The sequence below is a fragment of the Coraliomargarita parva genome (assembly GCF_027257905.1).
Taxonomy (GTDB): Bacteria; Verrucomicrobiota; Verrucomicrobiia; order Opitutales; family Coraliomargaritaceae; genus Coraliomargarita_A; species Coraliomargarita_A parva.
The window spans coordinates 1-25,698 of sequence record NZ_JAPZEI010000003.1; the positions used below are offsets into that span (position 1 = coordinate 1).

21 protein-coding genes and 2 tRNA genes are annotated in these 25,698 nt (G+C 55.2%); 11 read left to right on the top strand and 12 right to left on the bottom strand.

The window, feature by feature from the left end; translation table 11 throughout:
• Nucleotides 1-216: 216 nt before the first annotated feature.
• Entirely contained in the window at nt 217-978 is a 762-nt protein-coding gene (locus O2597_RS04625; protein WP_269523027.1) for a hypothetical protein, read from the bottom strand.
• Nucleotides 975-2,051: a tyrosine-type recombinase/integrase gene (locus O2597_RS04630; protein WP_269523028.1), complete on the bottom strand. Its 1,077-nt coding sequence runs from the start codon at nt 2,049-2,051 to the stop codon at nt 975-977. Before O2597_RS04630 ends, O2597_RS04625 begins: the two co-directional genes overlap by 4 nt.
• Before the next feature lie 91 nt (nt 2,052-2,142).
• Here O2597_RS04630 and O2597_RS04635 point away from each other — a divergent pair.
• A tRNA-Ile gene (locus O2597_RS04635) sits at nt 2,143-2,218 on the top strand.
• A gap of 627 nt (nt 2,219-2,845) precedes the next feature.
• Here the strand turns inward: O2597_RS04635 and O2597_RS04640 are convergent.
• A complete protein-coding gene (locus O2597_RS04640) occupies nt 2,846-3,898 on the bottom strand; it encodes a LacI family DNA-binding transcriptional regulator (protein ID WP_269523029.1) in 1,053 nt (350 codons plus the stop codon).
• A gap of 81 nt (nt 3,899-3,979) precedes the next feature.
• Between O2597_RS04640 and O2597_RS04645 the strand changes: the two genes are divergently transcribed.
• Genes O2597_RS04645 through araD form a run of 3 tightly spaced genes read left to right on the top strand, consistent with a single transcriptional unit; the run spans nt 3,980 to nt 7,915 of the window.
• Entirely contained in the window at nt 3,980-5,650 is a 1,671-nt protein-coding gene (locus O2597_RS04645; RefSeq protein WP_269523030.1) for a ribulokinase, read from the top strand.
• Nucleotides 5,651-5,683: 33 nt separating this feature from the next.
• On the top strand, nt 5,684-7,186 hold the full coding sequence (gene araA, locus O2597_RS04650) for an L-arabinose isomerase (protein ID WP_425603731.1): 1,503 nt from the start codon (nt 5,684-5,686) through the stop codon (nt 7,184-7,186).
• A gap of 33 nt (nt 7,187-7,219) precedes the next feature.
• Nucleotides 7,220-7,915, top strand: coding sequence for an L-ribulose-5-phosphate 4-epimerase AraD (gene araD / locus O2597_RS04655; RefSeq protein ID WP_269523032.1), 696 nt, complete (start codon nt 7,220-7,222; stop codon nt 7,913-7,915).
• A gap of 50 nt (nt 7,916-7,965) precedes the next feature.
• On the opposite strand, the gene O2597_RS04660 is transcribed toward araD, so the two are convergent.
• From O2597_RS04660 to O2597_RS04675, 4 genes are all read right to left on the bottom strand, one after another.
• Entirely contained in the window at nt 7,966-9,114 is a 1,149-nt protein-coding gene (locus O2597_RS04660) for a (R)-mandelonitrile lyase (RefSeq protein WP_269523033.1), read from the bottom strand.
• A 140-nt stretch (nt 9,115-9,254) separates the two neighbouring features.
• On the bottom strand, nt 9,255-10,301 hold the full coding sequence (locus O2597_RS04665; RefSeq protein ID WP_269523034.1) for an NAD(P)-dependent alcohol dehydrogenase: 1,047 nt from the start codon (nt 10,299-10,301) through the stop codon (nt 9,255-9,257).
• Between the two features lie 41 nt (nt 10,302-10,342).
• Nucleotides 10,343-11,476 carry an NAD(P)-dependent alcohol dehydrogenase gene (locus tag O2597_RS04670; protein WP_269523035.1) on the bottom strand — a complete coding sequence of 378 codons (1,134 nt, stop codon included), beginning with the start codon at nt 11,474-11,476 and terminating at the stop codon, nt 10,343-10,345.
• A 44-nt stretch (nt 11,477-11,520) separates the two neighbouring features.
• Entirely contained in the window at nt 11,521-12,525 is a 1,005-nt protein-coding gene (locus O2597_RS04675; protein WP_269523036.1) for an aldo/keto reductase, read from the bottom strand.
• A 170-nt stretch (nt 12,526-12,695) separates the two neighbouring features.
• On the opposite strand from O2597_RS04675, the gene O2597_RS04680 reads away from it, so the two are divergent.
• Nucleotides 12,696-13,616, top strand: coding sequence for an AraC family transcriptional regulator (locus O2597_RS04680; RefSeq protein WP_269523037.1), 921 nt, complete (start codon nt 12,696-12,698; stop codon nt 13,614-13,616).
• A 72-nt stretch (nt 13,617-13,688) separates the two neighbouring features.
• Here the strand turns inward: O2597_RS04680 and O2597_RS04685 are convergent, their stop codons facing one another.
• The 4 genes from O2597_RS04685 to O2597_RS04695 all read right to left on the bottom strand — a co-directional run bounded on the left by O2597_RS04685 (nt 13,689) and on the right by O2597_RS04695 (nt 16,105).
• Complete coding sequence (locus O2597_RS04685) at nt 13,689-14,105, bottom strand: helix-turn-helix domain-containing protein (RefSeq protein ID WP_269523038.1); 417 nt, start codon at nt 14,103-14,105, stop codon at nt 13,689-13,691.
• A gap of 1 nt (nt 14,106) precedes the next feature.
• A complete protein-coding gene (locus O2597_RS18600; protein WP_345782999.1) occupies nt 14,107-14,430 on the bottom strand; it encodes a type II toxin-antitoxin system HigB family toxin in 324 nt (107 codons plus the stop codon).
• Nucleotides 14,431-14,628: 198 nt separating this feature from the next.
• Nucleotides 14,629-14,704: transfer RNA gene (locus O2597_RS04690), tRNA-Thr, on the bottom strand.
• A 222-nt stretch (nt 14,705-14,926) separates the two neighbouring features.
• Entirely contained in the window at nt 14,927-16,105 is a 1,179-nt protein-coding gene (locus O2597_RS04695; RefSeq protein WP_269523039.1) for an AraC family transcriptional regulator, read from the bottom strand.
• 638 nt (nt 16,106-16,743) lie between these two features.
• Between O2597_RS04695 and O2597_RS04700 the strand changes: the two genes are divergently transcribed.
• The 5 genes from O2597_RS04700 (at nt 16,744) to O2597_RS04720 (ending at nt 22,317) form a co-directional block, all read left to right on the top strand.
• Nucleotides 16,744-17,397, top strand: coding sequence for a type II secretion system protein (locus O2597_RS04700; protein WP_269523040.1), 654 nt, complete (start codon nt 16,744-16,746; stop codon nt 17,395-17,397).
• Between the two features lie 91 nt (nt 17,398-17,488).
• Nucleotides 17,489-18,178 (top strand): hypothetical protein, encoded by a 690-nt coding sequence (locus O2597_RS04705; RefSeq protein ID WP_269523041.1) that lies wholly within the window; start codon nt 17,489-17,491, stop codon nt 18,176-18,178.
• Between the two features lie 44 nt (nt 18,179-18,222).
• Entirely contained in the window at nt 18,223-20,028 is a 1,806-nt protein-coding gene (locus tag O2597_RS04710) for a glycosyl hydrolase family 28-related protein (RefSeq protein WP_269523042.1), read from the top strand.
• 45 nt (nt 20,029-20,073) lie between these two features.
• Nucleotides 20,074-21,501: a sulfatase family protein gene (locus O2597_RS04715; RefSeq protein WP_269523043.1), complete on the top strand. Its 1,428-nt coding sequence runs from the start codon at nt 20,074-20,076 to the stop codon at nt 21,499-21,501.
• A gap of 21 nt (nt 21,502-21,522) precedes the next feature.
• Entirely contained in the window at nt 21,523-22,317 is a 795-nt protein-coding gene (locus tag O2597_RS04720) for a sialate O-acetylesterase (RefSeq protein WP_269523044.1), read from the top strand.
• Here the strand turns inward: O2597_RS04720 and O2597_RS04725 are convergent.
• Complete coding sequence (locus O2597_RS04725; RefSeq protein ID WP_269523045.1) at nt 22,308-23,090, bottom strand: AraC family transcriptional regulator; 783 nt, start codon at nt 23,088-23,090, stop codon at nt 22,308-22,310. The genes O2597_RS04720 and O2597_RS04725 overlap by 10 nt on opposite strands.
• A 108-nt stretch (nt 23,091-23,198) precedes the next feature.
• Between O2597_RS04725 and O2597_RS04730 the strand changes: the two genes are divergently transcribed.
• Entirely contained in the window at nt 23,199-25,679 is a 2,481-nt protein-coding gene (locus O2597_RS04730; RefSeq protein WP_269523046.1) for a beta-mannosidase, read from the top strand.
• Nucleotides 25,680-25,698: the final 19 nt, after the last annotated feature.

Below are 25,698 nucleotides of genomic sequence, written 5' to 3' on the forward strand. Positions count from 1 at the left end.
GCGAAGGCAGCTGCCCACCACCAATAACAACATCCAACAACCTTCCAGTCTGGACTTCCATCCGAAGCTCCACTGGACTACATCTAAACAATCACTGCAACCTGTCCAAGGTTCGGGTCCACTTCACTACGCGTGAGTAGGCGAGGCGGAGCTTGGGTGTTTCTAGTGGCTTCATAACGCCACCAGAATATCAGGGATGACTCATTGGGTCACTGGTCAGGTGTCGATGGATTGTCTATTGATTCTGCGCTTAGTTCTTTTGTATGAAGCACCTACGAAACCGATTCTGTTGCAGTTTCTTTTAAAGGTATCGAGCCCCTGGGGCATGTCGTTCTCCATGATCTGCTTCATGAAATCGTAAACAACTTCAACTGATGGTAGTTCTTTGATAAAATCCCCAAAGATCAGCATAAACAAATAAACATCTGTCTCGGTTGTTGGCTTGGTGGCTTTTGCGCTCCCGTCTTTGTCTATAGTACCTACCATAGTGAGGCCTGTGCCATAGCCCTTGAAGAGTTCACCTAAACCCTGTGGCTCTTCCCTTATGACAAGTTCTTTCATGCGCTCGAGGTCTAGCTTTTCTGTTAGGCCTTCGTATTGCGCTAGATCTGACTCGTAGTCGTATTCTGGTAAGTACTTGTTGATTTTATCCCATATTTCATGGTCATCGGACTCTAGGCTCTCGAGCATTTGGTTGTTTGTTGTCCTGATGCCCGACAGGACGCCTATAGTATTGATGTTCTGCTCGGGCGAAAATTCAGCAATTTCTCTGAAGGCAGTCTTAAGGAGTATCTTCCATATCTTGAGCCTCCACCCGGTGGGACGTTTGAAGTCTTTGTATAGTACGTGATCTGCCAGGCTGGCGGGTAAGCAGTTGTCTCTGACTAAATACCACTCTGCTTGGAGTCGCAGTATAGATTCGGCGTAGCACTTTATGAACTTCTCCTGATCTTCAGGTTTCTTCTTGTAGCGTCTCATGTCATTAGTTTCGCCATTTCAAAGGAGTGGCTGTCGCGTAAGTGACCATAGGTCTTGGCGACGAGAAGGCCGCCGTCTTTGTGTCCGACCCATGCGGCGATGGTTTTGAAGTCGATTCCTTTTTCGATGGCATTGCTAACGAAGTAATGTCTAAGGCAATGGTGGGTAAAATGGGGGAGGTTTTGTCCTTTGCAAGCGGATATGAGAGCCTTCTTCGCGCTTTCAATTCCGATGATACGGGGACGCTCTTCTTCTGCGTTGGCCGACTTTAGCTTGAGTAGGAATTCCTTTAGCCTGGGGAAGAGTGGGACAATGCGCGTTTCGTGATTCTTTGTTCCGACTTCGCCGCCGGAAACAGTGAAGCGGTCTTTGTCGAAATCGACCTCGTCCCAAGTGATATTGATGGCTTCCCCGAGTCGCATTCCGGAGAAGGCAAGTAATTGGACTAGGTGGGCTGCTTCTTTGGCACGCTCGTCGAGTTTGCTGATGCCAGAGACTAGCTTTTCAAATTCGTCATGCGTGGGAATTAGAATCGCCTTTGACTGGATCTTGCGCCGCTTGAGGATGCTGGCCGGATTCTCCAGAGTAATGCCACGCTCAATGGCGTAATCGAAGATGCCCCTTAGGACTTCCATTTCCTTGTTGAAAGTCGAGCTGTTGAGCTTCTTTCCCCGCTTGACTTCCCATGATTGGCAGTCGGTCCGCCGAATGTCGGAAATTCGGGAACCTTTGAAATAGGGGAGAAGTTGTTTGTAACAGCGTTCATTGCGGTCAGCAGACGAAGGCTTGAGGCTGGCGTTGTGAACTTGCAGCCATTGTGGGCCGAGCTCCTCGAAGCGGATTTGGCGGGATTCGCCGCTCGGATCAATGCGCCCAATACTGGCTAGGAATTCCTTTAAGCAGCGTTCTGCGAGTTTTCTGTCTTGAGTCTTAAGGCTTTTTCGAATTTGTCTCCCGTTTCGCTTCACCAAAGCGTAATAACGACCCGATGACGTATTCCGATACAGACACTCAGCAACCCGAACATACTCAGGCGTGTTCTTTTCTTCTGTGGCAGCAGTTGAATCAGACATGCTCTGAAATTCTGGGTTACAATGCTGGGTTACAAGCTCAAAATTTTGGGCGGGTCGAGTCTGGTTTAACTCCTTTATCCTTAACAATTTAGGGCCTGTAGCTCAGCGGTTAGAGCAGGGGACTCATAATCCCTTGGTCGTGGGTTCGAACCCCACCGGGCCCACCATTCCGGAGGAATGGCATGCCCCGAGCGCAGCGAGGCAGGGGTGAGAACCCGCGCAGTGGGTTTGACGTAGCGCAGCGGAGATGGGGCATTGCGAAGCAATGGTCTCGAAGAGATGCCGCAGGCACCAACCCCACCGGGCCCACCAGGCTTCGTCTGAAGCGCAGCGAAGCAACGAAGCCTGTCCCGGCGTATCGGAGAGGAGCCGGACTCCACGGCAGCTGAATGAACTACGCCCGGGCAAGCCAGCTGGAAGCTACTGGTTTGCTTCGTCTGAAGCGCAGCGAAGTGACGAAGCCTGTCCCGGCGTATCTAATACCTCTTCTCATAATTCTTGCGCATATGGCAGAGGGCGAACTCATTGCTGGCAAGGCGGGTGCCTCCAGTTGGGTCGAGACCCTGCTGGAGGCGACCAACGCCGCCAGCGAAGAGCTCGCCCCTGTCCCTGCGGGATGCGCTGATATGCTTCTCCCGCGGCGTTAGCCGGACAGTCAAGCACCTAGGTGCATTCCTGACCGGCCGCCTTGCGAGGTGAAGCAAATCAGCTGCACCATATACTCAATAATTATGAGAAGAGGTATAGGAGGAGCCGGACTCCACGGCTGCTGAACGAACTCGTTCGAAGTGGTCTCAGTCGGAAGCTTTCCGGGGCCGGACCGTTTGCCCGTCGACCCAGGTGCCGCTGATCAGGGTGGCGCGGGGGAAGTCCGGTACGCCTCTCTCATTGTTGTGAATCATGCTGATGACCATGTCGACGGCGGCTTCGCCGACGATGTCGTTATGCTGGTTCATGCCGGCCCATTCGGGTTGGTCTTTCCGCCATTCCAACTGTATGAGCCCGATATCCTCAGGGCATTCATAGCCGAGCTTCTCCAGGTCGCTGCGGACGCGGTTGTAGAGGGTGAGGATGACATCGGGCTTTTCCGCTTCCAGCCATTTGCTAAAGCCTGTGAGATCTCCTTGGGGCCGGACGATTTCCGAGTAGGTGGGGAGGTGGTTCTTGCGGGGTAAGTTCCGCTGGGCGATGGTGTAGCCGGAGCTGAAGCGGCCTTCGACCAATTCGTCGATCACGTGGTCCAGTACCAGAGCCGGTCTTTGGTAACCCAGGGCAATGGCTCTTTCCAGTGCGCGCATCGCCACGATATGGTGGTCGGTACTGGCAAAGGATAGGGCTGGCTGTCGTGTCCGGACGCCGGTTACGACCGCGGGGTATTGCTCCCAGGTCGCATTGAACTGCGAAGGGAGGCGGTTGCTGTTCATCATCCCTACAATCAGGATCCCGCGAATGCCTCTTGCCTTCAGGATCCGGTTCAAGCGTTCGCCGTTCAGTTCGGGGTCATGCAGCCAGAAGTAGTCCAGACCGTAGCCCCGCTTGTGTGCCCGGCGCTTGCAGCCCTCGACATAGGCGGGGATGGTCGGGTGTTTTTTGAAGGCTTCGGGATCTGTGTTGCCGTTTATCAGTGCGAGTGTCGCTTGCGGGGTGTCGGGAGAGTTGCTGGCCCGCAGTTGGGCCATCAACTGACCGATGACCGGATTCAGCTGGTAGCCCATCTCGTCGGCGAGCTTTTGGATGCGTTGCCGGGTGTGTTCCGGTAGCTGCGGATCATTGCGCAGGGCGAGTGAAACGGTGTTTTTCGACACGCCTGCCGCCTTGGCGATCTCGTTCATCGTGATCCGTTTCATGACTTTTTATGACATGCGCCAGCATTACTGTCAAGTAGCGGTGGAGTTTTCACAGGGCTTAAATTTTTCGATAAAAGGGACATGTCTTATACCCTTGGAATTGATTATGGAACCAATTCGGTTCGTGCCCTGATTGTCGATTGCTCAACCGGTGTCGAATTGGCTGCCGGTGTAGTCAACTACCCCAGTGGCCATCAAGGTATTCTCTTGGACTCCAAGGATGCCCACGTGGCCCGTCAGAGTCCTGCAGATTACCTTTACGGATTGAGAGAATCCGTCCGGATCGCTTTGAAAGAAGCGGCCCTTTGCGACGGTTTTACACCGGATGCGGTTGTCGGCATTGGAGTGGATACCACCGGGTCGAGTCCGATCCCGGTGGATGCGCAGAACCGTCCCCTGGGACTGGATGCGAAGTGGAAGGACAACCTGAATGCCCAGTGCTGGCTCTGGAAGGACCACACCAGTTGGGAAGAGGCTGCCCGTATCACGGAGCTGGCTGCGGAACACCGTCCCCAGTACGTTGCGAAATGCGGCAACACCTATTCCTCGGAGTGGTGGTGGAGCAAGATCTGGCACTGCCTGAATGTGGCTCCCGATGTCTTTGATGCCGCCTACAGTTGGGTGGAGCTGGCCGACTACATTCCTTCCGAACTGGCCGGGGTGCGGGATCCGAAGCAGGTGGTGCGTGGCGTTTGCGCTGCGGGGCACAAGGCCTTTTACGCGGAGGACTGGGACGGCTTGCCGGACAAGGAGTTCCTTAGCATGATGGATCCCAAGGTGGCCGATTTGAGGGACCGTCTCTATGACGAGGCCGTGGATGCGTCCCACACCGCCGGTACGCTGTGTGAGGAATGGGCGACGACGCTTGGCCTCAAAGCCGGCATCCCGATTGCCGTGGGCGAGTTTGACGTGCATTACGGAGCCATCGGTTGCGGCGTGGACGAAGGGACCCTGGTCAAGGTGATCGGCACTTCCACCTGTGATTGTGGGGTTGTGTCGCTGGACAAGGAGATCGCCGATATTCCAGGCATCTGCGGCATCGTGAAAGGAGCCATCCTTCCGGGCTACTACGGCATCGAAGCCGGGCAGAGCGCGGTCGGGGACCTGTTCAAGTGGTGGGTCGAGACCGTTTGCAAGGGGGAAGACCAATTGCACCGCGAACTGACCGAAGAAGTGGCCGTCCAGAAACCGGGCGCCAGCGGCCTGCTGGCCCTCGACTGGAACAACGGGAACCGTACGGTGCTGGTGGACCAGCGCCTGACCGGGCTGATCCTGGGCCAGACCCTGCATACCACACAGGCTGAAATCTACCGCGCGCTAATCGAGGCTTCGGCTTTCGGGGCACGCATGATTATCGAGCGTATCGTCGAGTATGGTGTTCCGATCGAACGGGTGGTCTGCGCCGGCGGCATTGCCGAAAAGAACGCCATGCTCATGCAGATCTATGCCGATGTGACCGGTCGTGAAATGCGCGTTTCAGGTTCCTCCCAGGCTTGTGCGCTGGGTTCGGCGGTCGGTGCCGCTGTGATTGCGGGCATCTATCCGGATTTTGCCACCGCCCAGGCGGCCATGACTTCGCTCAAGGATGTCGTCTATACCCCGGATCCCGCAGCGCATGCCGTCTATAACGAGATCTTTGCCTTGTACCGTCAAGTGCATGACGCCTTTGGCGGGGTGACCGGGAGTGCCGATCTCGGATCGGTCATGAAGGAACTGCTCCGCATCAAGTCTTACGCCCATTCGGGCAAATAAAACCCCAGTAACAGTTAAACTTAATCATTGAGTATCAGAGATATGAATACGAAGAAAATTTGGTTCGTCACCGGAAGCCAGCACCTCTACGGCCCGGAAACATTGAAACAAGTGTCCGCCAACGCGGAAGTGATCGCCAAGGCGCTTGATGCGGATGTCTCGATTCCGGTCGAAGTCGTCTTCAAGCCGATCGTCACCACGCCGGACGAGATCCGTTCGACCTGCGTGGCCGCCAGTGCGGATGACGACTGCATCGGTGTGATCACTTGGATGCACACCTTCTCGCCGGCCAAGATGTGGATCAGCGGCCTTCGCGCGCTGAGCAAGCCGATCTGCCACCTGCACACGCAGTTCAACCGGGACATTCCCTGGGATAGCATCGACATGGACTTCATGAACTTGAACCAGTCGGCGCACGGTGGACGTGAATACGGCCACATCCTGACCCGTATGCGTATCCAGCGCAAGGTCGTGGTCGGCCACTGGGAGGCGCCCGAGGTCCGGGCCGCGCTGGCCAGCTGGGCCGCGGTTGCCTTGGGCTGGGACGAAATGCGTAACCTGAAGGTGGTGCGTTTCGGTGACAACATGCGCTATGTTTCCGTGACCTGTGGCGACAAGGTCGAAGCCGAGCAGGTCTTCGGCTTCCAGGTGAACACCCACGGCATCGGCGACTTGGTGGCGGTCATCAACGAGAGCAGCGACGCAGAGATCGACTCGCTCTGTCAAGAGTATGCCGACAGCTATGAGTTGGCGCCCGAGCTGGCCAAGGGCGCGGCACGTCATGATTCCCTGCGCGAGACCGCACGCATCGAGATCGGGATGCGCCGCTTCCTCGAGGCGGGTGGCTATGGTGCGTTTTCCGACACCTTTGAAGATCTCTACGGCATGGCACAACTGCCGGGCCTCCCGGTGCAGCGCCTGATGGCCGACGGCTACGGTTTTGCCGGGGAAGGGGACTGGAAGCATGCGGTCCTGGTCCGCGTCTTGAAGGCTATGAGCAAAGGTAAAGGGAAGGGGACTTCCTTCATGGAAGACTACACCTACCACTTTGATCCGGCCGGTGCCCGCTGCCTCGGTTCGCACATGCTGGAAATTTGCCCGACGATCGCCGCGTCCAAGCCGCGATGCGAAATTCATGCGCTCGGTATAGGCGGCAAAGCGGACCCCGTGCGTCTCGTCTTCAATGCAGCCACCGGTCCGGCAATCAATGTGTCGCTGGTCGACCTCGGCAACCGCTTCCGCTTCCTCGTCAACGAGGTCGAGAGCGTGACGATCCCGCAGGACATGCCGAAACTTCCGGTGGCCCGCGTGCTCTGGGACGCCAAGCCGAACCTCGCCACGGCGGCGGAGGCCTGGATTCAGGCCGGCGGCGCCCACCACACCGCATTCAGCTTCGATGTCACGGCCGAGCAGATCGAACTGCTGGCCGAAATGAGCGGTGTCGAATGCGTCTTCATCGACGGTACGACCGAGATGCGGCGCTTCAAGCAGGACCTGCGTACCGGCGAGGTCTACTACGGCATCCGCGGTATCTAGCAAAGCAATCAAACCCCGGACACTGGAATTAAAATGAACTACAAGGACATACGCGAGGAGTGCTGCGAGGCGAATATCGCCCTGCCCAAGACCGGTCTGGTCGACCTGACCTTCGGAAATGTCAGTGTGTACGATCCGCAGGCCGGCGTCTTCGCCATCAAGCCGAGCGGGGTGGATTATGCCGCGCTGCGTCCCGCAGACATGGTGGTCGTCGACCTGGACGGCAATATTGTCGACGGCAGCTTGAAACCCTCATCCGACACCCCGACCCACCGCAGGCTCTTTCTCGCCTTCGGTGAGGCGGGGGTGCGCTCGGTCGTGCATACGCATTCGCGCTGCGCGGTGGCCTTTGCCCAGGCCGGACGCGAGATCCCCTGTCTCGGCACGACCCACGCGGACCACTTCTACGGGACCGTTCCGGTCACCCGTGAAATGTTTCCCGAGGAGATCCAGGGCGAATACGAGTGGGAGACCGGCAATGTGATCGTCGAGCGCTTCGAGGGACTCAACCCGATGGACTTCCCTGCCGTGTTGGTCAACGGGCATGGCCCCTTCGCCTGGAACGTATCCGGTGCCAAGGCCGTGGAGTACGCGCATGCCTTGGAGATCGTGGCCGACATGGCGATCAAGACCTTCGCGATTGCGCCGAATTGCCACGGCATTTCCCGCTCCCTGCTCGACAAGCATTTCCTTCGTAAGCACGGCAAGGACGCCTACTACGGACAGTAAGTGATATTGAGGTGATGGAGGCCTGGTGTATCTGGGCTTACGCTCGTGGATTAGCGTAAGCCAGTACGCCAGGCCGCCTCATACTGTTCGTCGCTGACCAGTTCCATCCATTCGGTGGCGTGGCCATCCGGATCTTCAAGAATCGCGACGTGTGTCATCTTGCTGTCCGCCGTCGCTCCGTGCCAGTGCTTTGTGTGTGGCGGAATCCAGACGGTCGTGCCGGACTTCATTACCTGCGCGGCTTCGCCCCATTGTTGCACCAGGCCGGTGCCCTCGGTCACGACGAGGGTCTGCCCCATCGTGTGCGCATGCCAGGCGGTGCGGGCACCGGCATCGAAGTGAACGGTGGCTCCGGCAACGAGGGACGGCGGATTCTTACCGAATGGATCGTCGACCTTCACCTTGCCGGTGAAATACTCGGCCGGTCCGTCGACCGCGGCTTTGGCATCGCCCGGGATGACGCGGATTCCCTTGGCGGAATATTTCTGCGCCAGCACGTCGGCCAGGGCCTCACGTGCAGTATCGGCAGCCTCGCTGCTGACTTCTGTCTCCAGCACGGCAATCAAGTGAATGAAGTCAGCTTCAGTCAGCCCGACATTCATCGCGATATTGAAGTGCGCCTTCAGTTGCGGGACCACACCTTCCATTGCGGCCAGTGCGGCCACGGTCGCGACTTCACGATCCTTGAAGTTCAGCGTCGCGCGGCTGAATATGTCGCCGAAGAGGTGGGCTTTCAAATAGTAATCGATTGCGGGCGAGAACTCGATGAAGGCCCCGGAGGAAGGTGCACCCAGCAACTGGGTCTGATTCGCGGTGCCCAGTTCCAGACTGGATTCTTCAAGAGGGAAGGGCTTGGGCTCTTCGCCCTGCGCGTCGGTGATACCATGGACCTTCCGGTCCTCCAGCACCTTCATCAAGGTTCCGATGCCGTTGAGGCTGCGAGGGAAGCCCGCGTAGGCATACATTTGCTCGAGGACTTCGCGGATTTCCACAACAGTCAGACCCGCGTCGAGACCTTTGCGCAGCGCGATATCCAGCCCGGCAAGGTTGCCGCTCGCTGTATGCGCCGCGATCGGGACGATTCGTTGCTGTCGTTCCGGCAAGGCCGCGCCATCGGCAGCAAAGCTTTCAACATGTGCCAGAACTCCGATCAGGCTGATCAGGATCGACTGCTTTAGATTTGAGATTGAATTGAGCATGGTCATTTTTCCTTTCTTGAGTTCTTTTGAGGGCTAAAATATCGAGCCATATCAACACGGGTAGATTTCGAATCCTTATCGAATCGCTCCACCGCACTTCGGCGCGTTAAGGATAACGCGCCCTACCTTTTGAGGGACGTTCAGGCTTCGAGTGTGGCCATATCGATCACGAAACGGTAACGGACGTCCGAACGCTCCATGCGCTCGAAGGCTTCGTTGATCTGGTCCATCCGGATCATTTCACAGTCCGGATAGACGTTCTTCTCCGCACAGAAATCGAGCAGCTCCTGTGTTTCGGCAATACCACCGATGAGGGAGCCGGCGATACGACGGCGGCCCATGACTAAGGGAGCCGTGTTGGGTTCCGCAAGCGGTCCGATTTGGCCGACCAGCACGAGTGAGCCGTCGATGTCCAAGAGCGGCATGTAAACATTGAGATCATGCTTTACCGGGACCGTATCAATGATGAGGTCGAAGGAATTGGTTGCCTGCTGCATTGCGTCTTCGTCGCTCGAAATCAGTAGCGCATCCGCGCCGAGGTCCTCGACGTCCTTCTTCTTGTCAGCCGTGCGGCTCATCACAGTCACATGCGCGCCCATGGCGGACGCCAGCTTGACTGCCATGTGGCCGAGTCCGCCCAGGCCAATCACACCCACGCGACTGCCTTCTTTGATACCCCAGGTGCGAAGCGGCGAGTAAGTCGTAATACCCGCACAAAGGATCGGCGCTGCCTTGGAAAGGTCGAGCCCGTCCGGTACACGCAAGACGAACTCTTCTCGGACCACGATGTGTTTTGAGTAACCACCTTGGGTAATCCGGCCGTTGATACGGTCCGGCGCGCCGTAGGTCGGCGTCATGCCCTCGCGGCAGAATTGCTCTTCACCGTGCTGGCATTGGTCACACTCCTGACAGCTGTCCACCATACAGCCGACAGCAACATGATCGCCCGCCTTGTATTTTTTAACGTCCGGACCGACCTCTAGCACGCGTCCGATAATCTCGTGTCCGGGGATCAGGGGATAGCTTTGCGGCCCCCAGTCACCTCGCACCGTGTGCAGGTCGGAGTGGCAGACGCCACAGTAGAGAATTTCAATCGCAACATCATTGGCTCTGAGGTCGCGGTGTTCGAAATGAAAGGGGGCCAGCGGCGCGCCTTCACTTTGTGCGGCATATCCGATCGTATTCATAGTTTTAATACTTGTTGAAATTAATTATTACAGTTTGAGCCTTAATCCATCGTGCGCATGTCGATGACGTAGCGGAACTTTACTTCGCCGTCTAAGACCTTGCGGTAGGCTTCGTCGATCTGATCGACCGGAATCACCTCCACTTCCGGGTAAATGTTTTGTGCGACCGAGTAATCGAGCATCTCCTGGGTTTCAGGAATGCCGCCGATCAGGGAGCCGGAAACCTTGCGTTGAGACATGAACACGAGCGAGCCGATGTCGATGGACGGACGTTCGTCATTGGCCGGAATGCCGACGATGACTAGCTCACCGCCCATTTGAAGCATGTTCACATACATCCCCGGATCATAGTTCGCGGGGATCGTGCTGATGATGACACGGAAGCTGTCCTTGAGGCCCTTGAGTTCCTCCGGGGTGCGCACATTGACGTATTTTACAGCGCCCATTTCCAGTGCGTCCTGACGCTTGACTTCGGTAATGTCGAAGACAGTGACTTCTGCCCCCATCTCGATCGCGTACTGCACGGCCATATGACCGAGACCACCGAACCCGGCGACCGCGACCTTGTCGCCCTTGGTGACTTTGGTTGCCTTCAGGGGCGAGTAGGTCGTGATGCCTGCGCAGAACAGAGGTGCGACCTTTTCAATGGGCGCATCGGCCGGCACCTTGATGGCGAAGTCCTCGGAGAGAACGATGTTATTGGAATAGCCCCCCTGGGTGATCACGTTGCCATGGTATTTGTCCGGGGAGCCATAGGTAAACACCGCGCCTTTCTCGCAGAATTGCTCCAGTCCCTTTTTGCAGTAGTCGCATTCACCGCAGGAATTCACCATGCAGCCAACACCGGCATAGTCGCCGACCTTGAACTTGGTCACGCCTTCGCCGACCTGGGTAATGCGTCCGACGATTTCATGCCCCGGGACCAGTGGGTAGTGAGACGGCCCCCAGTCTTCATGGACATGGTGGATATCACTGTGGCAGATACCCGCATAGAGCGTCTCGATCAGTACATCATGTTCGCCGACTGCATGGCGCTTGAATTCGTAGGGTTGGAAGGATCCGTCACTGGAAAACAGTGCATAGCCCTTGGCAGGTACCGGATTGCCGGCGGCCATGATTTGATGTGTGGCAGCGAGCGCCGCGAGGGCGAGTAGTAGTCTGGCGATTGATTTCATAGATACTGTAGTGGGTGGACTTGTGGTTAACTGAGAGGGATGGATTAACGCCCGGTCAGCGCATCGAGTGCTTCCGGATAGCGGTTACCGACCAACTCGATCCGGGCGGCGGCTGTATCGATTTTGATCAGGTCGTGAGTGCTCAGTTCGAGGTCGACCGCCGCGATGTTTTCTTCGAGGCGGTGCAACTTCGTGGTCCCGGGAATCGGAACGATCCAGGGCTTTTGAGCGAGCAGCCAAGCGAGGGCGACCTGGGCCGGTGTGGCCCCTTTCTCGCTGGCAATGGTTTTGAGCAGGTTGACCATCGCCTGATTCGCTTCCATCGCTTCGGTCTGGAAGCGTGGCAACTTGCTGCGGAAGTCGTCGCTGGCAAAGGTTGTGGTTGTCTCCATCTTACCGGTGAGGAAGCCCTTGCCTAATGGACTGTAGGGCACGAGGCCGATGCCGAGCTCTTCCAGCGTTGGAATGATTTCCGCCTCCGGCTTCCGCCACCAGATCGAGTATTCGCTTTGCAGGGCGGCGACCGGCTGGACGGCATGCGCGCGGCGGATCGTCGCGGGACTGGCTTCGGAAAGGCCGAAGTGTTTGACCTTGCCCGCCTCGATGAGCTCCTTGACCGCACCGGCGACGTCCTCGATCGGCACCTCGGTATCCACCCGGTGCTGGTAGAAGAGGTCGATGACATCGATGTTCAGGCGTTTCAAGGAGGCATCCGCGACCTTTTTGATGTTGTCCGGGTGACTGTTCAGAAGGGGTTTTCCTGTATTATCTTCCCGAGGATCTAATGATGTGTTGAAACCGAACTTGGTCGCGATGACGACCTGTTCGCGGATGGGGGCGAGCGCCTTGCCGACCAGCTCTTCGTTGGTGAACGGGCCATAGACTTCGGCCGTGTCGAAAAAATTGACACCTCTCTCCACTGCAGCCCGCAGGAGCGAAATCATTTCAGCTTCGTCCTTGGGCGGGCCATAGGAGAAACTCATGCCCATGCAGCCGAGGCCGAGGGCGGACACTTCGAGAGAACTCTTTCCTAAGGTGCGTTTTTTCATGGTGGCTAGAGCATACACCAAGGTGTGGCATTGCCGGTAGACCGATACTCCGGCATTCTTGCCTAAAAGTCCGGACGACCGAAAATAGTCTGGAAATGTGGCCAAATCAGAGCTTTGAACGAATCATCCCAAGGACTTGCGGATGAACCCCAAACGCATTATTTATCGATATGAACGCACAGGATAACGAAACCGGCATCGAGGCGGGGACACAGGCCCTGATCGACTGCATTGCCCGATTGACCGAGCAGGGAGAGCGGCACAGCACCGCGATTCCGGGCTTGGGGCTCTTTAAACGGGAGTGCGAGTCCGAGCCGACGACCGGTCTCTACGAGCCGAGCATCTGCATGGTGGCGCAAGGGGCCAAGCACGTGCTCTTGGGGGATGACAAGCTCGTCTATGATCCCCGGAACTATCTGCTCACGTCATTGCACCTGCCGACGGTCGTGCAAGTCCGCGAGGCCAGCCCCGAGAAGCCCTATTACGGGCTGCGGCTGAAACTCGACCTCAAGGAAGTCGCACAAATGATGGTGGACAGCGAGCTGCCGGCACCCCGGGCACAACAACCCAACCTTGGGATGGAAACCGGCGAAGTCACCAAACCGCTGCTCGACGCGGTGGTGCGACTGGTGCAGCTACTTGAACACGAAGAAGACATTCCCATTCTCGCTCCGATTATTCAGAAGGAAATCGTCTATCGCCTCCTCATCGGCAATCAGGGCATGCGCCTGCGACAGATCGCCAGCTCCGGTTCGCAAAGCCATCAGGTCTCGAAAGCCATACTCTGGCTCAAGGACAATTACACCCAACCGCTCAAAGTGGATGATCTGGCCCAGGAAGTCGGCATGAGCACCTCGACCTTCCATCATCATTTCCGGACGATGACGGCTCTGAGCCCCCTGCAGTACCAGAAGCAGCTGCGCCTGCAGGAAGCCCGCCGTCTCATGCTGCTGGAGCGCAAAGACGCAGCCACTGCCGCCTTCGAGGTGGGCTATGAAAGCCCCTCCCAGTTCAGCCGTGAATACAGTCGTCAATTCGGCGCACCGCCGGTCCGGGATATCATGAATCTGCGCCAACTGGCGGCTTCGTGAGCGATCCTCAGAATGGATGCTAGGGCTGTATTTCGAACAAAGATGATTGAACGAAAAGTCGAGCATAGGAGTTTATTTGATAAACAGCTCAGGTGACACCTTGAAACGCTCTGCAAGTTTGCCAATATGCGCGATTGTCAAGTTGCGTTCTCCTGCAAGCAGCTTGACACCGAGTGCTCGGGAAACTCCAAGCATCTCAGCGAGTTTGCTGCCGCTGAGGTTATTTTCCTCGCACAGGTAGCGCAAAGCATCGACGCCGCTTACCTTTGCCATTTCGCCGCAATCTTTCTCGTAAGCTTCTACCAAGATGCTGAGTACCTCAAGGTATTCCGATTGCTCTTTATTTAGTTCCAGTCCGCTGAGGGCATCTAGTATCTCGCAGGCGTTCTCATAGCCCACTGAGTCATGTATCGGCTTTAAGGTGTGAATGCGAAACAGGCCCTCGTAAGTAGTTGGTAGCTTGTCTGGTTGTAGTGTTTGTGTGCTCATCTCAGTGCCTTTCTTTCCAGTCGTTCTTGTCGTATTCGGCGTGCGTTAGAAATTCACGAATATAGACGCGCCCCCGTCTGGGATTTTGGGGTGTAAAGTGAATGGCGGTTATTAATCGATACTCGTTGCCGGCTATATTGAAAACGACGATTGAGCGTCCATTCGGCAGTCGGACCATATCAGCGCTACCGAAGGTTGCCCGAACATCGTTGAAGCAGCTCCATGAGGCTGATTGGACGATGGCTTGCCAGATTTTTAGTGAACTTGATGCTCTGGCGTGTGCCTTCGCATAGTCGTCCAGCGTCAAAACCTTAACCATTCGCATGAATACAAATTGTATTCAATTCGGCTTTCGGTCAAGTTCGATTGGTGAACAAAGGTAAGTCGTGGCGTCTAAGCAAGTGCCTACCTTAACTCGTAGTGCTCTGGCATCGAAATGCGAAACGAGTGAAAACGCTGCACTTTAGCGGTACATGCTCTATTTCGTTTTGTGACTTTGTATCCCTAACTCGTTGATTATGAATGGAGCCGAAAATCGGATTCGAACCGACGACCTACTCATTACGAATGAGTTGCTCTACCAGCTGAGCTATTTCGGCTAAACCATTCAAATTGAATGCTTTATGAGGTGTGTGCAGTTGGGGCTGACTGCCGCTGACAATCCGGATGCATGAATGGCTCCGGGCTCACAAAGAACGAAAGGGCAGTACATTGTGATTGGCGGGTCATTCGTCAACTGAGAATTGCGCCCCTGATCTTCTTGAATTCGAGCTGGTTTTTGGTCGTCGGAACAAGGCGTCAGCCTATACGGGACGGGGACTTCAAGTATTCTGCCGGATACTTTCGGTCTTTCTGAATTCGAGCGGGCTCTGGTTGAGGATGCGCCGGAAGACGCGTCCCATACGGTCCTCACTGGAGAAGCCGCTGCGTTCGGCGATTTCGTGGGCCCGGAGCTGTGTGTCGAGCAAGAGCTGCTGGGCTTTCTCCAGCCGCTTGAGGGTAATTTCCTCGGCGATGGTGCGTCCCAGGGACTCCTGGAAGGCATCGTGCAGGCGGCGATAGGTAATCGGGACGGTGGCGGCGACCGTCTTCGCATTGATGGGCTTGGTAAAGTTCTGCCAGATGTGGTGGAGGGCGGTGGCGACGTGGGGATTGTCGACCGCGAGGATATCGGTACTGAGGCGTGTGGCCACGCCCAGCGGTGCAATGGAGGTTTTTCCTGCCACATTTTTTTTGCCTTGCAGGAACTGGTCGAGCAGGGCGGCGGCATGATAGCCTTCGGCTTCCTGGTTGTTGTCGATGCTGGATAAGGGGACCGGCGCGAAGTCACAGAAGAGGGGATCATTGTCCACGCCCAGGACAGCGACTTGTTCCGGCACGGGGATGCCCATCTTGTGGCAGGCGTACAAGACCTCGATAGCGACTTCGTCATATTCGGAGAAAACCGACAAAGGGCGGGGGAGCTGCATGAGGGTGTCGCCGAGCCGGCTCGTGAGCTCATGCTCATCGATCGAAGGGTCCAACTTTGACGACCTGAGCAAGCTAGCATCGATTTTGTGAAACGAAGCTCCTGAATGCGTCATGGCTTTCTCGAAGGCGCGCATGCGCTTGTTGGACGAGGCACTCTCCGAACCTAGAAAAAAGGCGGCATGCCGAAAGCCCCGGCTGATGAAATGCTTGGCCGCCATTTGCCCGATGGCTTCGTCATCGCAATGTACGGTATGGATACCCGGTACCTGCACGTCCCCGATATTGACGACGGGCTTCCTGCAGCTGCGGACAAATTCCAGGAGAGGGAGGTCATCGCTCAACAGTGAGATCACGCCGTCAAATTGTCGGGAGCTAGGAATACGCCCATTCCGTGCCATGCCGGCGTCGAGAATCCAGTTCGCCTTCCGTGCATAGCGCGCAATCCCACGATGGATGGCGCTAGAGTACCAGCCTAGCGCCAGCAAGATACAGGGGCGTTTATTGGGGAATGTCTCAGAGGCTTTGGCCATAGAAGCGCAGGGGCTGATGAATATACCTAAATTGCTCGTATTGGAGCTGGATATTCAGGAATCGGCGAAAAATGGTCAAATAATTAGGCTTTAAATGTAGTTTCGGTGGCGGCGTATCCGAAGCGAGGAGGCCTCGGCAATGCATACATGAGGCAAAAGTACTCTAATCCAGTTCATCTTAACCCCAATATCATGCATCGAAAGACAAAGGAAACTGCGATGAAAGCCACTCCACGAATGATCGATTCCATTCGGGCAATTGCTCTGATTGGTCGATGCCGCGCCTTCGGGGCATCGACCCTGTCTGCTGTTACCGTATCTATAACAATGTCTGCTTCGTCCAGCGTGTCTATGTTCGGAGTTGTTCCGGGCACCGGTCAGCCGTAAGCACGCCACTGCGTCCCAGTTCATGTCGTCAGCTGTGATGAGGAGGAGTCTGTTGGAGGGAGAGAGTTGCATTGTCGTCATTCTATTGGAGCTGCGCTCTGAACGTTGAATCTCCAGATCCATCACTCTACTTATCCAGAGGAAAGTCCACATCGATGACTGGTCTGAATGTAACGCATTACATTCATGCTTGCTTTGCTGCATGTCGCTTGCATACTGTAGAGATCGTTCTGTTTCTTACTCCTGTTGCCATGAACCTATCTTTTTCCATCCCGTGTGAGTCATTACCTGCCAAGCAGAAGGCATTTACGTTGATTGAGCTGCTAATGTGCATTGCCGTGATCGCAGTCTTATCGGCCTTGTTGATTGCACAGATGCCGAAGCTGCGATTGAAGAGCGAATCGGTCAAAACCATCTCGAATATGCGCCAGATTGTTGCAGCGATGGGTCTGTATGCAAACGACCACAATGGCGTCTTGCTACCGCAGTACAACTCTTCCGGTTCGGACAAGGAGACGTGGCGCCAGCGGGTGATTTTCCAGGAAGGCTACATACGGGATTACGAAATCTTCAATAACCCGACAAATCGCAGACTCCGGGACGGTGGCGGACTGGGAGGCGGGAACATGTTTGTTACAGGCTCGGGCAAGAACACGAGCTTCTCTTCAGGTTGGAAGATCTACACGGAATGGAAGATCGGGGCCGCTGTCGTGACGCCCGAGACGATGTACTCGGACTTGAATGTTCCGATCCTTTGGGACCACCGTGCGGATCGCTTGTGGACTGGAAATAAGATGACAACCTTTGATGGCAATTCCGGTGGCCATTTTGCCTATGCTGATGGAGAAGTCCGTTTGATCGGGCCACCCAGTCACGTGATTCGCGGCGAACCGGACTTTAACTAGCCACTGATTCGAGGATTGGTTGTGGGGCTTTGTCTGAGGCTCTAGTTCCGTGCCTGATTGGAATTTCGTATTTTATTAAAATAAATGCAATATGTTACATCGTAAAAGAACTCAAACATGTGTGCTGCTGTGCCTGCTAAGTCTTGGAGTGACGCAGGGAGCTGAGCGCAAGGTCTTCCAGGAAGATTTTAATTATTTCTATGGCGAGCAGATCGCAGCTGCGTGGGAAACCGTAGCGACTCAGGGAGGTAAGCCTGTGAATGTCGGCACGGATGCCGGCGTTGAGTCTGCGCCCTATGCGAAGCTGGGGAACGCAATTGTGTCGAATACGATTCCGGTTTCTATCCGAAGCGATTGGAAGCTGAGCTTTAAGATGTTGCACACGAATGCGGCCAGAGATGCCTGGCTCGGCCTGTTTGATCCGGAAGGTAAGAATGGTTATGTTGCCGTTTGGCGCTCCGGCCCTCCAGGGACGGAAGGTAAAAACAAGGGAGTGGTTGCGATTGAGAAATTCAAGAATGTCGATTGGTCCGCTAAAAATGCCTGGCGCACGCATGGTGAAAGACTCACCGAATACACCAATTCCGGGCATATCTCTACCCAACTGCCGATGGCGCAATTTGAATTAACATGGAGTCAGAAAACCGGCACATTGACACTGAGCGTAGATGGCCAAGTTGTTACGACGGCACAGGACAGTGATATTACCGAATTCTCAAAGATTCTGATTCGGGGCAATGGAACGGTCCTGTTCGATAGTCTGCAACTATCGGTTGAATGATTTGTTCTGCGAGTTCCGAACTCTACCAGCTATTGAACCTTTCTATGTCTCATCTGAAAAAAACTCTGCTCCTCGCTGCGTGCCTATACACGGGCGTCGCCTCCTTTGCATCGAACTTGTCGTCCACGGTGCTGAACGTTCGCGATTTTGGTGCCTTGGGGGATGGCGTGCATGATGATGCGGCTGCTTTTAACCAAGCCCTCTTCGAGCTTAAGAAAGTGGAAGGTCCCAAGACACTATTGGTGCCGGGTGGAAGCTACCTGTTAGACCCGCTTCCCGGCACGCCGGCGAATGGAGGGCATCTCAATGTCCTCAGCGAAAAGGATCTTACGATCCGGGGGGAAGCCGGGACGCTGTTGCTATTCGGTTCCGCCTATCACAATGGCATCGTCGTGAACGGTGGGGAAAATGTGACTCTCGAATCGATCGCTGTGGACTATAAGCCGCTGCCATTTACGCAGGGCCTAATCGAATCCGTTGACACACAAAAGCGTCAGATCGTCTTCAAGCTGGATGCCGGCTACCCGCGTGTCAGCGAACCGCATATGTCCGGTAAATCCACGAAGAACATCGCTTACATTTTTAGGCCTAAAACCGCTTTGAAGATGCCTGAGTTCTACGACCAATACGTCGAGACGGTGGAGGAGCTGGAGGGGGACCGTGTTCGTTTGACAACCCGCAATCCGGTAGAGGCAGCATTTGTCGGCAACAAGATTGCCATGGTGGCACGTCGTAAGGCGGACGCCATCGTCTTTTCCAGTTCACGCAATTGCTTTGCCACCAAGCTGACCGTCCACTCCTCGCCGGCGCTGGCTTACGGGATCCGGAATTGCGGCTTGGTGACACTCGATGGCTGCAAGATCATCCAGCCGGAGGGTTCCAATCGCCTGATGACTTCGAATGCCGATGGCATTCATGTGAAGTGGGGCGACCAGGGCCCGATTATCCAAAACTGCTGGCTGCAAGGGATGGGAGATGACTCGGTGAATATCGGCGGCACCTACGAGCGGATTGTCGATAAGCCGGATGCCCGGACTTTGATCATCGCCGTGCACGGTTCTTTCCGTGCGCATAATGACATTCAAATTGTCTGGGCGAAAAATGGGGAAATGGAATCCCTCGTCGAATGCACCAAGGTTGGTTTTGCCACTATCGATGGGAAGCGCTACATGAAACTGAGCTTTGTCGAAGACCTGCCGGAATCGATCCAGACTGTCAAAGCGGTCGGCATGAAGGATGCCGATCTGATCATCAACATGGATCAGGTTCCGGTGAATCCGGTCATCCGAAACAATTTCTTCGGGCGTCACCGTATGCGGGGTATCCTGATGCGGAGCCCCGGGGCCATCATCGAGGGTAATCGCTTCGAAGACCTGAGGGGGGAGGGGATACGACTCGGACATCATTTCGGAGGTCGAGTTGAAGGCCCCAATGGAGCCCACGCAATCATCCGAGATAACACCTTTGTGAACATTCGTGCGAGCAACATTGTTTTGGCGGATGGCGGGCCCACTCAGAAGACTGAAAGTCATGCACGTTCGATTAAGAATGTGGTGATTGCCAATAACCGGTTCAGCCTGTATGGCCAGAAGATCGGTTATGATCCGAGTGGAATGGCCGGCAACGTTTTGTCCGTCTCAACCTGCGATGGAGTGTTGATCGAAGACAATGTGATCGACTTTCCGCACCCGGATGCGGTGAAGAATACATTGGTGAAGATCAATCATGCCTCAAATGTGACGATTCATGATCTGATCGTAGAAGGTGAGCTGGCGCCCCCATCCGAATGGTTGGAACTGGGAGACGACGTGGATGCGGACACGATCCAGGTCGATCAGTCTCGATTCTAAGCGTGGAAGCGTTGTAAGGATTGATGCCGTCCGTTTGAGGAAAAGATGAGTCAACCGAATCTATTAATCATCTGCTGTGATCAGCTCTCGGCGCAGGCCTTGGGTCCGTGGGGGAATACCTATGCGAAGACACCGAATCTGGGTCGTCTGGCCGCCCGGAGCCTGAAGTTTCGTCAGGCATATACGAACTGTCCCTTATGTTTGCCCTCTCGGGCGTCCTTCTGGTCCGGGCGTTATCCGCATCAGACGGGTATCTTAGCCAATGGCGTTTGTTTTGAAAATGGAACCCTCGACCCGGCCCGGCCCACATTGGGGACTCTGTTTCATGATGCCGGCTATGAGACCGTTCATTTTGGTAAGCAACATGACGGTGGTGCCTTGCGTGGATTCGAGTTGTCGCCGATTCAACGGGCGGATCGGGAGAGTCTGTCCCTGGATTCCAGGTTCATGTATAATCACGATACTCTGGAGGATGCTCACACGACGGAGAAGGCGGTTGAATTTTTGAATCACCACTCGGGCTCAACACCCTATCTGGCTGCGGTCGACCTGAATAATCCGCATAACATCTGTCAATGGATCGGTGAGAACAGTTATGATCGGCCGTTGAGCGCTTCGTTTGAAGACCTTCCGGATCTTCCGGAGAACTTATACATCGATGATGAGGAGATGGCCAAGCGCCCGCGACCGATTCAGTATTTGCCCTATGTGCATAAGCGCCAAGCGCAGATGGGTGGATGGGATGAAGCGAAGATCCGCCACTATCTGCATGCCTACCACTATTACTTATCCTTGGCTGACGCGCAAATAGGCCGGATCCTTGCCGCGCTGGAAGCGCGTGAGGATGCCTCCAATACGATGGTCCTCTTCTTTGCCGATCATGGCGATTCCATGTGTGGCCGTTGGATGGGAACAAAGCACACCAGTTTCTATGAAGAAACGATGCATGTCCCCATGATGTTCAGTGGCCCCGGAATAAAGCAAGGGGACCATTGGGCGGAAGGCCTCTGCTCCCTGATCGATTTGCTGCCGACGCTCTGCGAGTATGCGAACCTTCCGGCTCCAGCGGGTCTGCCGGGGACCAGTTTGGTGCCGCAGCTGCGAGGCGAAGCAAGCGATACCAAGCGCGATGCGGTCTTTGCCCAGTGGCACACGGAGTTCGGTTACACGATTGAACCGGGGCGCATGGTGCGCACGGAGTGTTATAAGTATACCCGCTATATCGAAGGCGATGGGGAGGAGTTCTACGATTTGGTCGCGGATCCCGGTGAGACGCGGAATCTGGCCTTCGATCCGGACTACGCCGAGGAACTGGACGCGCATCGCCAGCGTTTGGGGGCCTATTGTCAGTCCGAGGGCGATCCTTTCTTCACGCTCGAATACAAGGTGGACCCGCAATTCCGGGAAGGAGAGCCGGACTATCGAAGCTTTTCCGGGACGATAGCGGCGGATCTTTATGAGCCGAAAGGCTGAATGCATCGTTAGAAGAATCGTATGAAGAAAAAGAAGGTATTTTTACTCGCGGGCCAATCTAATATGGATGGTCGTGGTGATGGGAGTCAGCTCACCGCAGAAGATTTGCAGCGTTTGGAGAGTGCGCAGCGGAAAGTGTTGCTGGCATACAATGGGAACTCGCCGGTTCCGCTGGGAATTACTCCGGCATCGGGATCGGTTCGTAATAAGTTTAAGCTGGATCAGGTCTTTGGTCCCGAATTGTTCTTCGGTATCGAGCTGCATCAAGTTTGGCCGGATGAGGATATCCTTTTGATTAAGCGCTCGCTCGGTGGCACTTCACTCTATGGTTGTTGGAATGCCAACTGGAGCCATGAGAAAGCGTCGCTGATGGGCGAAGAAGGCAAGCCGAGGCTCTATCAGGAGTTTATCGATGATACACACCGGATGCTCTCCGGTCTATCGCCGGATTCCTACGAGATCTGCGGGATGCTGTGGGTGCAGGGAGAACATGATGGAAATGTGAACATGTTTGGTCCGAAGCCTGCAGAAATGTATGGCGAGCATTTGCAGGATTTGATTCGTTCGGTCCGAAAAGAATTGGAGCTTCCGGAATTACCATTCCTCCTTTTGGAGGTGAGCCGGGGGAAAGTAGTGGAAGGCATGCAGGCGACTGCCGCGATCCTGCAGAACGTGACTTTTATTCCTCAGAGTCAAGACCCTCAGGCTGCCAACTATCTGCCTAAATACGGTCCACCCGTCGGGCATTACAACTACACCGGAATGAAACGTATCGGGCAGATGTTCGCCGAGGCTTGCCTGAAGTCTTACGCCTGAAGTTGACTGCGGCGATATTCCAACGGGGTGGTTCCGGTTCGTTGTTTGAATGATTGGCAAAAGGCGGTCGCGCTGCCAAAGCCGGAATTGACGGCGATTTCCTTGACCTGCTGATCCGTGCTGACCAGAAGCTCCTTGGCCGCATGCACCCGGTTTGTCAGGATGACTTCGTGGGGAGTCGTGCCGAGAGCTTCTTTGACTGCGTTGTGGAGATGCGCTAAGGAGCAACCGACTTCATCGGCGATTGCTTTGAGCGGTGTCTTCTCTTTGAAGCGGTTCTCGAGGGCGTGGATAATTTGCTGCGTTTTGAGTGGGTGGTTGGCATACGAAGTATTTCCCCATTTCCGGTTCGCCTGAATGAGTGCCGTGCCGCAGATGAAGTGGATGAGCCCTTCACGATGGATCGCTTCGTCGACATACCAGCGCAGAACTTGGGCAGAGAACTGGAAGGCGGACTCGATGCTCTCCCAGTGTGACAGCTGTGGGGCCGGCCTGCTGCTTGATTTCTTGGGAACATCGAACTGAATGGAGAGGCAGGCATAGGGGTTTTTCCAGTCGCTCCGTGAGATGGTTTCATCGCCTTCAATGTGCCAGAGGAGGTGTCCGGGCAGCATTTCGACAGTGTCATTTTCAATCTTCACCCAGCCACGCCCTTCCAGCATGAGCTCGATCCGTTGCTTCCCTGCCGGCAGGATATCATAGAGCGGTTCTTCATTGGCGGGCATCTTGAATATGCCCGCGCGTTGAATGCTATAGGGGAGGGAGAATGTCATAGATTATTTTGATGTCATTTAGAGGATTTATATATCCTTATGTATCGAATTGCAGATTAATTGGGTCAATATCATTAAAACTGTCTTACCCTTATAGATATTTTGAATATGAAAGTCCATCAATCCCTGAATGACGGCTGGCAGTTTTCCCAGTCCGACCGTAACGAATTTTACCCGGCCGAAGTCCCTGGCTGCGTCCATACTGATTTATTGCAGCACGGCTTGATTCCTGAACCTTTTTGGGGGCGAAACGAGCTGGAACTTCAGTATCTGGAAGATCTGGACTGGACGTATCGGTTGGAGTTTGAGGCGGATCCGGCTTTGTTCGGTGAGGACTTTCTCGAACTGGTGGCCGAAGGCTTGGATACCGTGGCAACGGTGACTCTGAACGGAGTGGTCCTCGGTCAAGAGGAGAACATGTATATTGAGCATCGCTATGCGGTAAAGGAGCACCTCCGGGAGGGCTCCAATCAATTGGAGATCACATTCCAGAGCCCGAATACTTATATCGATGCGCATTGGGATGGTGAACCTTTAATGGAAATGTGTCAGCTTAAGCCCGGACGTTCCCGCATTCGTAAGGCTGCGTATTCCTTTGGATGGGACTGGGGGCCGCGTTTTCCCACCAGCGGTATCTGGCGTCCGATTCGTCTGGAAGCCTGGAGCCGGGATCGCTTGGAGTCGGTGCGCATGGTGCAGCAGCATGCTGACGGGCAGGTGAAGCTGACTTTCGAGCCGAGGTTGGTTAATCAAAGTTCGGCGGAGTTGAAGGGCACAGTCAGTTTGGCTGGTGAAGTTGTGGCTGAAGTCATCGGCAATGAAGCCGTGATTGAAAACCCACAGCTCTGGTGGCCTAATGGCTATGGGGAGCAGCCGCTCTACGAGGTGTCCCTTGAATGTGTCGATACCGATGCGGTCGTGCTCGGAACTTGGGAGAAACGGATTGGTCTGCGGACCATTAAGTTGGACATGCACCCGGATGAATGGGGCGAGTGCTTCCAGTTTTTGGTCAACGGGAAGCCGATCTTTGCGAAAGGCGCCAACTGGATCCCAGCGGATGCCTTTCCGAACCGGGTCGAGCGGGAACGTTACGACAACATTCTGACGTCTGCGGTGGAGGCGAACATGAACATGATTCGCATCTGGGGCGGGGGGATCTACGAGTTCGAGGATTTCTACGACCTCTGTGATGAAAAGGGACTCCTCGTTTGGCAGGACTTCATGTTTGCCTGTTCCTTGTTCCGTGGCGACCAGCCCTTCCTTGATAGCGTGCGGGTCGAGGCCAGTCAGGCTGTCAAACGTCTGGCGCACCGTGCCTGTCTGGCGCTGTGGTGCGGTAACAATGAGTGTGAGCAGAAGCATGTCGAACTGATGGAAACCGAAGAGCGCATGCAGTCCTACGAAGCGCTCTTCTATAAGCTGTTGCCGGAGGTGGTCGAAGAACTGGATGGTGTGACGGACTACTGGCCAAGCTCGCCGCACAACCCGGACGGCTATCAGTATGGTAAAGACAATCCGCGGGCAGGGGACACCCACCACTGGGCGGTCTGGCATTCGCGCAAGCCGGTCAAAATTTACGAGGAAGAGGTTTATCGCTTTTATTCGGAGTTCGGTATGCAGTCCTTCAGCTCGCCTGAAGTGGCGGCGACTTTCTGCAATCCGGAAGATATGAATATCTTTGGACCGGTGATGGAGAATCACCAGAAGAACGGTTCCGGTGGCACTTCGGGTAATCTGGTGGTGTTCGATTACATGGCCCGCATGTATCGTTTTCCCAAGGACTATCGTGCGACCGCCTACATTTCCCAGTTGAATCAAGCTTATTGCATGAAGGTGGCGATCGAGCACATGCGGCGTAACCAGCCCCGTTGTATGGGCGCGCTCTACTGGCAGCTGAATGATTGCTGGCCGGTGTCTTCCTGGAGTAGTGTTGAGTTCGGGGGCCGCTGGCGGGCCTTGAACCATGAAGCACGTCGTTTCTATGCACCTGCCATGCTCAGCTTGAAAGTCATCGGCGAGGAAAAGATCGGTCAGAACAATTACTACCACAACAGCATGAGTGGGGTGGAGATCTTTACGGTGTTCGATGGCTTGGAAGAGGTCTCCGGAACCGTCAACTGGTTCCTGGAAACATTGGACGGACAACTTGTGAAGAAGGGTTCGCTCGATGTGACGCTTCGCTACGGGGAATCCATCATGCAGGAGAGCCTCGATTTCACCGAAGAGCTGGCCAGCCATGGGAAGACGAACCTGCTCTTGCGTGCCGAAATGAAGGCGGGCGATTATCCGGTTTCGTATAAGACGGCGTTGTTCTCGACGCCGCGCTTTATCAATCTGGAGCGGGCGCCGATCATCGCCAATGTGACTCCGGTTGAGTCCGGTGTTTACGAGTTGGAGCTTCTGACCAAGAGCTATCACCATATGGTGCAGATTGACCTGCCTGGTATCGAATTCAAATGTTCGGACAACTACTTCGATCTGCATGCCGGGACATCACGAGTGATTACGTTGGAGATTCCTTCCAAGCCGGAAGCATCGGTCGTCGAGTCGAGTTTGACCACTTACTCATTAGTTGATAGCTATTCTTGAGCGTTTCTTTAATCGAATC

Bases quoted from the DNA above. Each gene is read 5' to 3' on its own strand.
- O2597_RS04625 (WP_269523027.1), bottom strand. From the start codon at position 978: ATGAGACGCTACAAGAAGAAACCTGAAGATCAGGAGAAGTTCATAAAG.
- O2597_RS04630 (WP_269523028.1), bottom strand. From the start codon at position 2,051: ATGTCTGATTCAACTGCTGCCACAGAAGAAAAGAACACGCCTGAGTAT.
- O2597_RS04640 (WP_269523029.1), bottom strand. From the start codon at position 3,898: ATGAAACGGATCACGATGAACGAGATCGCCAAGGCGGCAGGCGTGTCG.
- O2597_RS04645 (WP_269523030.1), top strand. From the start codon at position 3,980: ATGTCTTATACCCTTGGAATTGATTATGGAACCAATTCGGTTCGTGCC.
- araD (WP_269523032.1), top strand. From the start codon at position 7,220: ATGAACTACAAGGACATACGCGAGGAGTGCTGCGAGGCGAATATCGCC.
- O2597_RS04660 (WP_269523033.1), bottom strand. From the start codon at position 9,114: ATGCTCAATTCAATCTCAAATCTAAAGCAGTCGATCCTGATCAGCCTG.
- O2597_RS04665 (WP_269523034.1), bottom strand. From the start codon at position 10,301: ATGAATACGATCGGATATGCCGCACAAAGTGAAGGCGCGCCGCTGGCC.
- O2597_RS04670 (WP_269523035.1), bottom strand. From the start codon at position 11,476: ATGAAATCAATCGCCAGACTACTACTCGCCCTCGCGGCGCTCGCTGCC.
- O2597_RS04675 (WP_269523036.1), bottom strand. From the start codon at position 12,525: ATGAAAAAACGCACCTTAGGAAAGAGTTCTCTCGAAGTGTCCGCCCTC.
- O2597_RS04680 (WP_269523037.1), top strand. From the start codon at position 12,696: ATGAACGCACAGGATAACGAAACCGGCATCGAGGCGGGGACACAGGCC.
- O2597_RS04685 (WP_269523038.1), bottom strand. From the start codon at position 14,105: ATGAGCACACAAACACTACAACCAGACAAGCTACCAACTACTTACGAG.
- O2597_RS18600 (WP_345782999.1), bottom strand. From the start codon at position 14,430: ATGCGAATGGTTAAGGTTTTGACGCTGGACGACTATGCGAAGGCACAC.
- O2597_RS04695 (WP_269523039.1), bottom strand. From the start codon at position 16,105: ATGGCCAAAGCCTCTGAGACATTCCCCAATAAACGCCCCTGTATCTTG.
- O2597_RS04700 (WP_269523040.1), top strand. From the start codon at position 16,744: ATGAACCTATCTTTTTCCATCCCGTGTGAGTCATTACCTGCCAAGCAG.
- O2597_RS04705 (WP_269523041.1), top strand. From the start codon at position 17,489: ATGTTACATCGTAAAAGAACTCAAACATGTGTGCTGCTGTGCCTGCTA.
- O2597_RS04710 (WP_269523042.1), top strand. From the start codon at position 18,223: ATGTCTCATCTGAAAAAAACTCTGCTCCTCGCTGCGTGCCTATACACG.
- O2597_RS04715 (WP_269523043.1), top strand. From the start codon at position 20,074: ATGAGTCAACCGAATCTATTAATCATCTGCTGTGATCAGCTCTCGGCG.
- O2597_RS04720 (WP_269523044.1), top strand. From the start codon at position 21,523: ATGAAGAAAAAGAAGGTATTTTTACTCGCGGGCCAATCTAATATGGAT.
- O2597_RS04725 (WP_269523045.1), bottom strand. From the start codon at position 23,090: ATGACATTCTCCCTCCCCTATAGCATTCAACGCGCGGGCATATTCAAG.
- O2597_RS04730 (WP_269523046.1), top strand. From the start codon at position 23,199: ATGAAAGTCCATCAATCCCTGAATGACGGCTGGCAGTTTTCCCAGTCC.